Origin of the sequence: Streptomyces sp. NBC_01381, assembly GCF_026340305.1 — a bacterium.
Lineage (GTDB): Bacteria > Actinomycetota > Actinomycetes > Streptomycetales > Streptomycetaceae > Streptomyces.
In genome coordinates, this window is record NZ_JAPEPI010000001.1 from 4,094,935 (window position 1) to 4,107,557 (window position 12,623).

The following is a 12,623-nucleotide window of genomic DNA, read 5'->3' on the forward strand; positions in this document are numbered from 1 at the left end:
GCACGCACCTGCTACTCGCCGGACAGAACCGCCTGAGCGGCCTTCCGCGCGTCCTCGGCGCTGTCCGCGGCACGCGCGGCGGCCGCAGCGCGCTCGCACTGGGCCAGCGTGTACTTGCCGAGCGTCGCCCGCACATAAGGAATGGACGCCGCACCCATGGAAAGGGAGGTGACGCCGAGACCGGTCAGCACACACGCGAGCAGCGGGTCGGATGCCGCCTCGCCACAGACACCACAGCTCTTGCCCTCGGCCTTGGCCGACTCGGCGGACAGCGCGACGAGGTCGAGCAGCGCGGGCTGCCACGGGTCCTGCAGCCGCGACACCGCGCCCACCTGGCGGTCGGCGGCGAAGGCGTACTGGGCCAGGTCGTTGGTGCCCAGCGAGAGGAACTCGACCTCCTGCAGGATCGAGCGCGCCCGCAGCGCCGCCGACGGAATCTCCACCATGGCGCCGAACTTGGCCTGCAGCCCCGCCTCGCGACACGCGTCCGCGAACGCCTTGGCGTCGGCACGGTCCGCGACCATCGGAGCCATGACCTCGAGGTAGACAGGCAGCCCCTCAGAGGCCTTGGCCAGCGCGGTCAGCTGCGTACGGAGCACATCGGGGTGCTCCAGCAGCGACCGAAGACCCCGCACACCGAGCGCCGGGTTCGGCTCATCGGCGGGCGTCAGGAAGTCGAGCGGCTTGTCGGCTCCCGCGTCGAGCACACGCACCACGACCCGGCCCTCGGGGAACGCCTCGAGCACCTTGCGGTACGCCTCGACCTGCTTCTCCTCCGACGGCGCCTTGGTGCTGTCGTCGAGGAACAGGAACTCGGTACGGAAGAGACCGACACCCTCGGCGCCAGCCTCCACCGCCGCCGGCACGTCGGCGGGACCGCCGACGTTGGCGAGCAGCGGCACCTTGTGACCGTCGGACGTCGCACCCGGACCGGTCGACGCGGCGAGCGCAGCCTTCCGCTCGGCGGCCGCGGCCTCCATCTGGCTCCGCTTCTCCGCACTCGGGTCGACGAAGATCTCACCGGTGCTGCCGTCCACGGCCACAACGGTGCCCTCGGCGAGCTCACCCGCACCCGGCAGAGCGACAACGGCGGGCACACCGAGCGCCCGCGCGAGAATCGCGCTGTGACTGGTCGGCCCGCCTTCCTCGGTGACGAAGCCGAGCACCAGCGCGGGGTCGAGCAGCGCTGTGTCCGCGGGCGCGAGGTCGCGCGCGATCAGGACGTAGGGCTCATCGCTGTCCGGCACACCCGGCATCGGAACGCCGAGCAGCCGCGCGACGATGCGATTCCGTACGTCATCGAGGTCAGCGACACGACCGGCCATGTACTCACCGGCACCGGCAAGCAGTTCGCGGTAGTGGGAGAACGCGTCGTAGATGCCGCGCTCCGCCGTGCTGCCGACCGTGATGCGGCGGTCGACGTCGGACATGAGCTCGGGGTCCTGGGCGATCATCGCCTGCGCCTCGAGTACGTGCTGCGCCTCCCCACCGGCCAGATTGCCGCGCGCGATCAGATCGGCCGCGACAGCCTCCACGGCCTGCCGGGCGCGCCCCTGTTCGCGCTCGGCCTCTTCCGCGGGAATCTGCTTGGCCGGCGGCTCGAGCACCGCCGTCCCCATGTGCCGAACTTCGCCGATCGCCACACCGTGGCTCACGCCGACGCCTCGCAGCGTTGTCTCCATTTCACCCGTCTCCAATAGAGCGACGGGCCCAGCCGCCGCGGTGGATGTCCTACCTGCCGTCAGGGACGGCGATGACGTCACTTCCAGCTGAAGAGAGAGTCCCCGGCCTTGACGTCACCATCCTCGACGAGCCCGCTGAGGGACTCGGCAGTGGCCTCGAGTGCCACGATCGGGCAGATAGGAGACTTGCCGGCCGCCTCGACGCTCGCCGGGTCCCAGCGCACGATCTCCTGGCCGCGCTGCACGGTGTCACCCTTGTTGACGAGCAGCTCGAAGCCCTCACCATTGAGCTGTACGGTGTCGATGCCCAGGTGCGTCAGCACGCCGTGCCCCTGGTCGTCAACGACGACAAAGGCATGGGGGTGAAGCGAGACGACGATGCCGTCGACGGGAGCGACAGCCGCCGAGGGCTCACGCGCGGGGTCGATGGCCGTACCGGGGCCGACCATCGCACCGGAGAACACGGGGTCCGGTACTGCGGCGAGCCCGATGGCGCGTCCTGCAAGCGGTGACGTCACGCTGGTCATGGCATGCCTCCCAGGGGGCGGAGATTCGTAGCCGCCGTCACTGCCTGTCCCGGACGGCGCACTGTTCAGAAGCGTAAGTCATAAAAAGTCCCGGTTCCGCGCGAGAGGTCCCGGTTGACTGAGTAGGGGCACTGCACAAACGATTTGCGGCCACCCCAGCGCCCCATGTACAGTCGGACTCCTGCCTGAGGCGAGCGACGCGGTCAAGCGTCCGGACTCGGCAGCATCTATCAAGTCAGATCCTAATCCCTGGGTCAGCTTCTGCGTGCTCGCAGATGAGTGGTCAGGGAGTCGAAAAAGACCTGATAGAGTTTGGAACACAACGAAGGGAAGCGCCCGGAGGAAAGCCCGAGAGGGTGAGTACAAAGGAAGCGTCCGTTCCTTGAGAACTCAACAGCGTGCCAAAAGTCAACGCCAGATATGTTGATACCCCGTCTCCGGCCGTCATGGTCGAGACGAGGTTCCTTTGAAGAAAACATCAGCGAGGACGCTGTGAACCGGAAGATTATTCCTCTTCCTGGTTCCGCTCAACGCGGATGCGCACCCGATTACGGGTAAACATTCACGGAGAGTTTGATCCTGGCTCAGGACGAACGCTGGCGGCGTGCTTAACACATGCAAGTCGAACGATGAAGCCCTTCGGGGTGGATTAGTGGCGAACGGGTGAGTAACACGTGGGCAATCTGCCCTGCACTCTGGGACAAGCCCTGGAAACGGGGTCTAATACCGGATGATATCCCCTCTCGCATGGGAGGGGATTGAAAGCTCCGGCGGTGCAGGATGAGCCCGCGGCCTATCAGCTTGTTGGTGAGGTAGAAGCTCACCAAGGCGACGACGGGTAGCCGGCCTGAGAGGGCGACCGGCCACACTGGGACTGAGACACGGCCCAGACTCCTACGGGAGGCAGCAGTGGGGAATATTGCACAATGGGCGAAAGCCTGATGCAGCGACGCCGCGTGAGGGATGACGGCCTTCGGGTTGTAAACCTCTTTCAGCAGGGAAGAAGCGAAAGTGACGGTACCTGCAGAAGAAGCGCCGGCTAACTACGTGCCAGCAGCCGCGGTAATACGTAGGGCGCAAGCGTTGTCCGGAATTATTGGGCGTAAAGAGCTCGTAGGCGGCTTGTCACGTCGGTTGTGAAAGCCCGGGGCTTAACCCCGGGTCTGCAGTCGATACGGGCAGGCTAGAGTGTGGTAGGGGAGATCGGAATTCCTGGTGTAGCGGTGAAATGCGCAGATATCAGGAGGAACACCGGTGGCGAAGGCGGATCTCTGGGCCATTACTGACGCTGAGGAGCGAAAGCGTGGGGAGCGAACAGGATTAGATACCCTGGTAGTCCACGCCGTAAACGGTGGGAACTAGGTGTTGGCGACATTCCACGTCGTCGGTGCCGCAGCTAACGCATTAAGTTCCCCGCCTGGGGAGTACGGCCGCAAGGCTAAAACTCAAAGGAATTGACGGGGGCCCGCACAAGCAGCGGAGCATGTGGCTTAATTCGACGCAACGCGAAGAACCTTACCAAGGCTTGACATATACCGGAAAGCATCAGAGATGGTGCCCCCCTTGTGGTCGGTATACAGGTGGTGCATGGCTGTCGTCAGCTCGTGTCGTGAGATGTTGGGTTAAGTCCCGCAACGAGCGCAACCCTTGTTCTGTGTTGCCAGCATGCCCTTCGGGGTGATGGGGACTCACAGGAGACTGCCGGGGTCAACTCGGAGGAAGGTGGGGACGACGTCAAGTCATCATGCCCCTTATGTCTTGGGCTGCACACGTGCTACAATGGCAGGTACAATGAGCTGCGAAGCCGCGAGGCGGAGCGAATCTCAAAAAGCCTGTCTCAGTTCGGATTGGGGTCTGCAACTCGACCCCATGAAGTCGGAGTTGCTAGTAATCGCAGATCAGCATTGCTGCGGTGAATACGTTCCCGGGCCTTGTACACACCGCCCGTCACGTCACGAAAGTCGGTAACACCCGAAGCCGGTGGCCCAACCCCTTGTGGGAGGGAGCCGTCGAAGGTGGGACTGGCGATTGGGACGAAGTCGTAACAAGGTAGCCGTACCGGAAGGTGCGGCTGGATCACCTCCTTTCTAAGGAGCATCTAGACTGCCAGGCTTGCTTGGTGGTCCAAGAGCCAGTACATCAGCGAATGTCTGATGCTGGTTGCTCATGGGTGGAACGTTGACTACTCGGCACGGTCGGTTGGCTTCACTAGTACTGCTTCGGCGTGGAACGTGAATGTTGATGGATCGGGTCGGGCACGCTGTTGGGTATCTGAAGGTACGGCCGGTTTTTCGGCTGCCTTCGATGCCGACCCCAGTGAAGCACTGTGAATGCAGTGTGTGATGGGTGGTTGGTCGTTGTTTGAGAACTGCACAGTGGACGCGAGCATCTGTGGCCAAGTTTTTAAGGGCGCACGGTGGATGCCTTGGCACCAGGAACCGATGAAGGACGTGGGAGGCCACGATAGTCCCCGGGGAGTCGTCAACCAGGCTTTGATCCGGGGGTTTCCGAATGGGGAAACCCGGCAGTCGTCATGGGCTGTCACCCGCTGCTGAACACATAGGCAGTGTGGAGGGAACGCGGGGAAGTGAAACATCTCAGTACCCGCAGGAAGAGAAAACAACCGTGATTCCGGGAGTAGTGGCGAGCGAAACTGGATGAGGCCAAACCGTATACGTGTGATACCCGGCAGGGGTTGCGTGTGCGGGGTTGTGGGATCTCTCTTTCACAGTCTGCCGGCTGTGAGACGAGTCAGAAACCGTTGATGTAGGCGAAGGACATGCGAAAGGTCCGGCGTAGAGGGTAAGACCCCCGTAGTCGAAACATCAGCGGCTCGTTTGAGAGACACCCAAGTAGCACGGGGCCCGAGAAATCCCGTGTGAATCTGGCGGGACCACCCGTTAAGCCTAAATATTCCCTGGTGACCGATAGCGGATAGTACCGTGAGGGAATGGTGAAAAGTACCGCGGGAGCGGAGTGAAATAGTACCTGAAACCGTGTGCCTACAAGCCGTGGGAGCGTCGCGCATTGAGTTTACTCAATGCGTCGTGACTGCGTGCCTTTTGAAGAATGAGCCTGCGAGTTTGCGGTGCGTTGCGAGGTTAACCCGTGTGGGGAAGCCGTAGCGAAAGCGAGTCCGAATAGGGCGGTTCAGTAGCGCGCTCAAGACCCGAAGCGGAGTGATCTAGCCATGGGCAGGTTGAAGCGGCTGTAAGAGGTCGTGGAGGACCGAACCCACCAGGGTTGAAAACCTGGGGGATGACCTGTGGTTAGGGGTGAAAGGCCAATCAAACTCCGTGATAGCTGGTTCTCCCCGAAATGCATTTAGGTGCAGCGTCGTGTGTTTCTTGCCGGAGGTAGAGCACTGGATAGGCGATGGGCCCTACCGGGTTACTGACCTTAGCCAAACTCCGAATGCCGGTAAGTGAGAGCACGGCAGTGAGACTGTGGGGGATAAGCTCCATGGTCGAGAGGGAAACAGCCCAGAGCATCGACTAAGGCCCCTAAGCGTACGCTAAGTGGGAAAGGATGTGGAGTCGCAGAGACAACCAGGAGGTTGGCTTAGAAGCAGCCACCCTTGAAAGAGTGCGTAATAGCTCACTGGTCAAGTGATTCCGCGCCGACAATGTAGCGGGGCTCAAGCGTACCGCCGAAGTCGTGTCATTCACACAATAGGGCCAACGCCTGTGTGGATGGGTAGGGGAGCGTCGTGTGCCGGGTGAAGCTGCAGCGGAAGCTAGTGGTGGACGGTTCACGAGTGAGAATGCAGGCATGAGTAGCGATACATACGTGAGAAACGTGTGCGCCGATTGACTAAGGGTTCCTGGGTCAAGCTGATCTGCCCAGGGTAAGTCGGGACCTAAGGCGAGGCCGACAGGCGTAGTCGATGGATAACCGGTTGATATTCCGGTACCCGCTGTGAAGCGTCAAACATTGAATCAGGCGATGCTAAGTCCGTGAAGCCGTCCTGGAGCCTTCGGGCAAAGGGAAGTGGTGGAGCCGACGGACCAGACTTGTAGTAGGTGAGTGATGGGGTGACGCAGGAAGGTAGTCCAGCCCGGGCGGTGGTTGTCCCGGGGTAAGGGTGTAGCCCGTCATCTAGGTAAATCCGGATGACATGAGGGTGAGACCTGATGCCGAGCCGATTGTGGTGAAGTGGATGATCCTATGCTGTCGAGAAAAGCCTCTAGCGAGTTTCATGGCGGCCCGTACCCTAAACCGACTCAGGTGGTCAGGTAGAGAATACCGAGGCGTTCGGGTGAACTATGGTTAAGGAACTCGGCAAAATGCCCCCGTAACTTCGGGAGAAGGGGGGCCATCACCGGTGATCGGATTTACTCCGTGAGCTGGGGGTGGCCGCAGAGACCAGCGAGAAGCGACTGTTTACTAAAAACACAGGTCCGTGCGAAGCCGTAAGGCGATGTATACGGACTGACGCCTGCCCGGTGCTGGAACGTTAAGGGGACCGGTTAGTCCGACTTCGGTCGGGCGAAGCTGAGAACTTAAGCGCCAGTAAACGGCGGTGGTAACTATAACCATCCTAAGGTAGCGAAATTCCTTGTCGGGTAAGTTCCGACCTGCACGAATGGCGTAACGACTTCTCGACTGTCTCAACCATAGGCCCGGTGAAATTGCACTACGAGTAAAGATGCTCGTTTCGCGCAGAAGGACGGAAAGACCCCGGGACCTTTACTACAGTTTGATATTGGTGTTCGGTTCGGCTTGTGTAGGATAGGTGGGAGACTTTGAAGCGGGCACGCCAGTGTTCGTGGAGTCGCCGTTGAAATACCACTCTGGTCGTGCTGGATGTCTAACCTCGGTCCGTGATCCGGATCAGGGACAGTGTCTGATGGGTAGTTTAACTGGGGCGGTTGCCTCCCAAAGAGTAACGGAGGCGCCCAAAGGTTCCCTCAGCCTGGTTGGTAATCAGGTGTTGAGTGTAAGTGCACAAGGGAGCTTGACTGTGAGACCGACGGGTCGAGCAGGGACGAAAGTCGGGACTAGTGATCCGGCGGTGGCTTGTGGAAGCGCCGTCGCTCAACGGATAAAAGGTACCCCGGGGATAACAGGCTGATCTTCCCCAAGAGTCCATATCGACGGGATGGTTTGGCACCTCGATGTCGGCTCGTCGCATCCTGGGGCTGGAGTCGGTCCCAAGGGTTGGGCTGTTCGCCCATTAAAGCGGTACGCGAGCTGGGTTTAGAACGTCGTGAGACAGTTCGGTCCCTATCCTCTGTGCGCGTAGGAATATTGAGAAGGGCTGTCCCTAGTACGAGAGGACCGGGACGGACGAACCTCTGGTGTGCCAGTTGTCCTGCCAAGGGCATGGCTGGTTGGCTACGTTCGGAAAGGATAACCGCTGAAAGCATCTAAGCGGGAAGCCTGCTTCGAGATGAGTATTCCCACCCCTTTGAGGGGTTAAGGCTCCCAGTAGACGACTGGGTTGATAGGCCAGATCTGGAAGCCCGGTAACGGGTGGAGGTGACTGGTACTAATAGGCCGAGGGCTTGTCCTCAGTTGCTCGCGTCCACTGTGTTGGTTCTGAAACCACGAACAACCCCATGCCCGGGGCCACCGGGTGTGGTGCGGTTGACAGTTTCATAGTGTTTCGGTGGTCATAGCGTGAGGGAAACGCCCGGTTACATTCCGAACCCGGAAGCTAAGCCTCACAGCGCCGATGGTACTGCAGGGGGGACCCTGTGGGAGAGTAGGACGCCGCCGAACTTCTTTTATAGCCGTGGTCTCTGGATTTAATTCCAGGGGCCACGGCTTTTTTGTGTTTCCGTGGCCGGCTACCCCTCTGCACCGGCGGCTGACAACTGAGGGTAAGGTCAGGGGGCATCATCGGCTCATTTCCCACAGGAGGCCCCCGGGTGGAGGTCCAGGAGACACGTGTCCAGACGGACCGAGTCCTCACCATCCCGAACATCCTCAGCATGGCGCGCCTCGTCGGCGTACCCCTCTTCCTGTGGTTGATCCTCAGGCCGGAGTTCGGTGGCCCCAAGAGTGACCACTGGGCGCTGTTGGTGCTGATGCTGAGCGGCATCAGCGACTATCTCGATGGCAAGTTGGCCCGCCGCTGGAACCAGATCAGCAACCTCGGGCGGCTGCTCGACCCGGCTGCTGACCGGCTCTATATTTTGTCCACATTGGTCGGACTCACGTGGCGGGAGATTCTTCCGCTCTGGCTGACCGCGGTGCTGCTCCTGCGCGAGCTGGTTCTGCTGGTGATGGTCGGGATCCTCAGGCGGCACGGCTATCCGCCGCCGCAGGTGAACTTCCTCGGCAAGGCTGCCACCTTCAACCTGATGTACGCCTTTCCACTACTGCTTCTCAGTGATGGAAGTGGCTGGATCAACACTCTCGCTGCTATTTTCGGATGGGCGTTCGCCGGATGGGGTACAACGCTGTACTGGTGGGCAGGGATCCTCTACGTGGTTCAGGTCCGCAGACTTGTCCGGGCGGACGCCACGGCCGATTGAGCTTGCCGATTCGGCAGCTGTAGAGGCTTGCAGGCCCGTATCTGACATATGCGGGCCAATCTGGGCGGGCTAAGTCGGCTAGATCGTCGTCTATTGAGGAGGACGCTTCCGACATGAAGGCCGTCGTAATGGCCGGAGGCGAAGGCACGCGCCTTCGCCCCATGACCTCGAGCATGCCCAAGCCGCTCCTGCCCGTGGCCAATAGGCCGATCATGGAGCATGTGCTGCGGCTGCTCAAGCGGCATGGGCTCACCGAGACCGTAGTGACAGTCCAGTTCCTGGCCTCTCTGGTCAGGAATTACTTCGGCGATGGTGAAGAGCTCGGGATGGAGCTCACCTATGCCAATGAGGAGAAGCCACTCGGCACTGCTGGGAGTGTGAAGAACGCTGAGGAAGCGCTGAAGGACGATGCATTCCTCGTGATCTCCGGTGATGCTCTCACTGATTTCGACCTCACCGAGCTCATCAACTTCCACAAGGAAAAGGGCGCGCTTGTCACCGTCTGTCTGACGCGTGTTCCCAATCCGCTGGAATTCGGCATCACCATCGTGGACGAAGAAGGAAAGGTCGAGCGCTTTCTCGAGAAGCCGACCTGGGGGCAAGTCTTCTCGGACACGGTGAACACGGGCATCTATGTGATGGAGCCCGAGGTCTTCGACTACGTCGAGGCCGATACGTCCGTGGACTGGTCCGGCGATGTCTTCCCTCAGCTCATGAAGGAGGGCAAGCCCATCTACGGGTATGTCGCCGAGGGGTACTGGGAGGACGTCGGCACGCACGAGAGCTACGTCAAGGCACAGGCCGACGTGCTGGAGCGCAAGGTCGACGTCGAGCTCGACGGCTTCGAGATCTCGCCCGGTGTGTGGGTCGCCGAGGGTGCCGAGGTGCACCCCGACGCCGTGCTGCGCGGGCCGCTGTACATCGGGGACTACGCCAAGGTCGAGGCCGGCGCGGAGATTCGCGAGCACACCGTCATCGGCTCGAACGTCGTGGTCAAGACCGGGGCGTTTCTGCACAAGGCCGTCGTCCACGACAACGTCTACATCGGCGAGCACAGCAATCTGCGGGGCTGTGTGATCGGGAAGAACACCGACATCATGCGGGCCGCCCGTATCGAGGACGGTGCGGTCATCGGTGACGAGTGCCTGGTCGGTGAGGAATCGATCATTCAGGGCAACGTCCGCGTCTACCCGTTCAAGACGATCGAGGCCGGTGCCTTCGTCAACACGTCCGTCATCTGGGAGTCACGGGGCCAGGCCCACCTGTTCGGTGCGCGCGGGGTGTCCGGGATCCTGAATGTGGAGATCACCCCGGAGCTCGCGGTACGGCTCGCCGGCGCGTATGCGACGACGCTGAAGAAGGGCTCGACCGTCACGACCGCGCGTGACCATTCGCGAGGCGCCCGTGCGCTGAAACGAGCGGTGATCTCGGCTCTGCAGGCCAGCGCCATCGACGTACGCGATCTGGAGAATGTGCCGTTGCCGGTGGCGCGGCAGCAGACCGCGCGGGGCAGTGCCGGCGGGATCATGATCCGGACGACCCCGGGGGTGCCGGACTCCGTCGACATCATGTTCTTCGACGGGCGTGGAGCGGATCTGTCGCAGGGGAGTCAGCGGAAGCTGGACCGTGTGTACGCGCGTCAGGAGTACCGGCGTGCTTTCCCCGGCGAGATCGGGGATCTGCATTTCCCGTCGAGTGTCTTCGACTCCTACACCGGCTCTCTGCTGCGCAATATCGACACCACGGGTGTGGCCGAGTCCGAGCTGAAGGTGGTCGTCGACGCGTCCAACGGCAGCGCGGGTCTTGTGCTGCCGAGTCTTCTCGGGCGGCTCGGTGTCGATGCGCTGACCATCAACCCAGGTCTCGACGAGTCACGTCCGACCGAGTCCTACGAGGCGCGCAGGTCGGGGCTTGTGCGGCTCGGCGAGATCGTGGCGTCGGCGCGGGCCGCGTTCGGGGTGCGCTTCGATCCGGTGGGTGAGCGTCTTTCGCTCGTCGACGAGAAGGGGCGGATCGTCGAGGACGACCGGGCGCTGCTCGTCATGCTCGATCTGGTCGCCGCCGAGCGGCGCAGCGGGCGTGTGGCCCTTCCGGTGACGACGACGCGGATCGCCGAGCAGGTGGCCGCGTACCACGGTACGCAGGTCGACTGGACGACCACATCACCGGACGATCTGACACGGGTGGGGCGCGACGAGTCGACGATCTTCGGGGGCGATGGCCGCGGTGGCTTCATCATCCCCGAGTTCAGCAGTGTCTTCGACGGTACGGCGGCGTTCGTGCGGCTCATCGGGCTTGTGGCGCGGACGCAGCTCACGCTCAGCCAGATCGACGCGCGGATTCCGCGGGCCCATGTGCTGCGGCGTGACCTCGCGACTCCGTGGGCGGTCAAGGGTCTGGTGATGCGTCGCGTGGTCGAGGCCGCGGGGGAGCGTTCCGTGGACACGACCGATGGTGTGCGGGTCGTGGAGACCGACGGGCGCTGGGTGTTGGTGCTGCCCGATCCCGCGGAGGCGGTCACTCATTTGTGGGCAGAAGGGCCCGATGACGCGTCCGCGCAGGCACTGCTCGACGAATGGTCCGCAGTGGTGGACAGCGCAGGTCGCTGACCGTGCGCGAGGGCCGGACGGCGCCCGGCAGGGGCGCCGTCCGGCACGCCGGTGGGGCCATTCGGAGGTAACGCCCGCGACGTGCGACGATGTGCGGCATGCCGCAGCAGCCCCCCGTTCGGAGCACCCCCTCGCGCCCCCGGCGCCCGGACGCCTCCATGTCGCTGCTCACCACCGTCATGGACCACAGCCTGGACGAGGGATACGCGGAGGCGGCTGCCCGCAAGAAGGAGAAGGGTGACGGCGGCGTTCCGCGTCCGCTGCGCGCCAAGCTCGGGCTCGCACTCGGGCTCGTACTCGCCGCCCTGGTGGTGACCGTGGGAGCCGCGCAGGCGCGGATAGCGGCTCCGGTCGTCGCCAAGGAGCGCGCGGAGCTCATCGACCGGATCGAGTCGGCGACTTCGGACGCGGACAAGCTCGAAGAGGACGTCGAGACGCTCCGCGACGACGTGAGCGAGCGGCAGCGTGAGGCGCTGAAGAAGCACGGCGGAAGCCAGGGCGAGTTGGTGGCTCTGCTTTCCGGTGCCACAGAGGTGGACGGGCCGGGCGTGAAGCTCGTCGTGGACGACGCCAAGGCAGCAGACCAGGGCGGTGGCGGACCGCGGGAGAGCAGCGGGTTCTCCGACACCGGACGGGTGCGGGACCGCGACATGCAGCGGGTGGTCAACGGCCTGTGGCAGTCGGGCGCGGAGGCGATCGCCATCAACGACCAGCGGCTGACCGCGCTGTCGGCGATCAGGGCCGCGGGTGACGCGATACTGGTCGACAACAAGCCGCTGGTGCCGCCGTATACGGTGCTTGCCGTGGGGGACGGGCAGCGGTTGAGCACGAGATTCCAGAACAGTCGCGACGGTCAGTATCTGCATGCTCTGCAGGAGAACTTCGGGGTCAGGACCAGCATTTCCGTACAGGAAAGCGTCCGACTCCCGGCAGCACCGAGTGTGACCGTACGTACAGCAGAGCCGAAGGCAGGAAAGGGCACATAGTGATCGCCGTACTGGGCCTCGTCGTGGGAGTCGTGGCCGGATTGTTGGTCCGGCCCGAGGTTCCGGCGGTGGTCGAGCCGTACCTTCCGATCGCCGTCGTCGCCGCGCTCGACGCGGTGTTCGGAGGCCTGCGCGCGATGCTCGACGGGATCTTCGACGACAAGGTCTTCGTGGTCTCGTTCCTCTCGAACGTGGTCGTGGCCGCCCTGATCGTGTTCCTGGGCGACAAGTTGGGCGTGGGCGCCCAGCTCTCCACCGGCGTCGTCGTGGTGCTCGGCATCCGGATCTTCTCCAACGCCGCCGCCATCCGCCGACACATCTTCCGGGCGTGACGCCG

The 12,623-nt window shown here is 62.8% G+C and carries 6 protein-coding genes and 3 rRNA genes; 7 read left to right on the forward strand and 2 right to left on the reverse strand.

Translation table 11 applies throughout. The features are described 5' to 3' along the window. Positions 1–11: 11 nt before the first annotated feature. Together ptsP and OG453_RS19095 are read right to left on the reverse strand one after the other, a co-directional pair. Positions 12–1,682 (reverse strand): phosphoenolpyruvate--protein phosphotransferase, encoded by a 1,671-nt coding sequence (ptsP, locus tag OG453_RS19090; RefSeq protein ID WP_266869130.1) that lies wholly within the window; start codon positions 1,680–1,682, stop codon positions 12–14. Between the two features lie 77 nt (positions 1,683–1,759). Further along, entirely contained in the window at positions 1,760–2,209 is a 450-nt protein-coding gene (locus OG453_RS19095) for a PTS glucose transporter subunit IIA (RefSeq protein ID WP_266869131.1), read from the reverse strand. 561 nt (positions 2,210–2,770) lie between these two features. Between OG453_RS19095 and OG453_RS19100 the strand changes: the two genes are divergently transcribed. The 7 genes from OG453_RS19100 to OG453_RS19130 all read left to right on the forward strand — a co-directional run bounded on the left by OG453_RS19100 (position 2,771) and on the right by OG453_RS19130 (position 12,618). Next, a 16S ribosomal RNA gene (locus OG453_RS19100) occupies positions 2,771–4,296 on the forward strand. Positions 4,297–4,602: 306 nt separating this feature from the next. Next, positions 4,603–7,724: ribosomal RNA gene (locus OG453_RS19105) — 23S ribosomal RNA — on the forward strand. Between the two features lie 92 nt (positions 7,725–7,816). Beyond that, positions 7,817–7,933: ribosomal RNA gene (gene rrf / locus OG453_RS19110) — 5S ribosomal RNA — on the forward strand. The 16S, 23S and 5S rRNA genes sit together here, the layout of an rRNA operon. Positions 7,934–8,082: 149 nt before the next feature. Further along, the gene (locus OG453_RS19115) at positions 8,083–8,691 is read left to right on the forward strand and encodes a CDP-alcohol phosphatidyltransferase family protein (protein ID WP_135335514.1); all 609 of its coding nucleotides are present in this window, start codon (positions 8,083–8,085) and stop codon (positions 8,689–8,691) included. Positions 8,692–8,804: 113 nt separating this feature from the next. Next, positions 8,805–11,300 (forward strand): mannose-1-phosphate guanyltransferase, encoded by a 2,496-nt coding sequence (locus tag OG453_RS19120; protein WP_266869133.1) that lies wholly within the window; start codon positions 8,805–8,807, stop codon positions 11,298–11,300. A gap of 89 nt (positions 11,301–11,389) precedes the next feature. Next, complete coding sequence (locus OG453_RS19125; RefSeq protein WP_266869135.1) at positions 11,390–12,286, forward strand: DUF881 domain-containing protein; 897 nt, start codon at positions 11,390–11,392, stop codon at positions 12,284–12,286. Beyond that, positions 12,286–12,618, forward strand: coding sequence for a small basic family protein (locus tag OG453_RS19130; RefSeq protein ID WP_030794354.1), 333 nt, complete (start codon positions 12,286–12,288; stop codon positions 12,616–12,618). Before OG453_RS19125 ends, OG453_RS19130 begins: the two co-directional genes overlap by 1 nt. The last annotated feature ends 5 nt before the right edge of the window (positions 12,619–12,623 follow it).

Bases quoted from the DNA above. Each gene is read 5' to 3' on its own strand.
- ptsP (WP_266869130.1), bottom strand. From the start codon at position 1,682: ATGGAGACAACGCTGCGAGGCGTCGGCGTGAGCCACGGTGTGGCGATC.
- OG453_RS19095 (WP_266869131.1), bottom strand. From the start codon at position 2,209: ATGACCAGCGTGACGTCACCGCTTGCAGGACGCGCCATCGGGCTCGCC.
- OG453_RS19120 (WP_266869133.1), top strand. From the start codon at position 8,805: ATGAAGGCCGTCGTAATGGCCGGAGGCGAAGGCACGCGCCTTCGCCCC.
- OG453_RS19125 (WP_266869135.1), top strand. From the start codon at position 11,390: ATGTGCGGCATGCCGCAGCAGCCCCCCGTTCGGAGCACCCCCTCGCGC.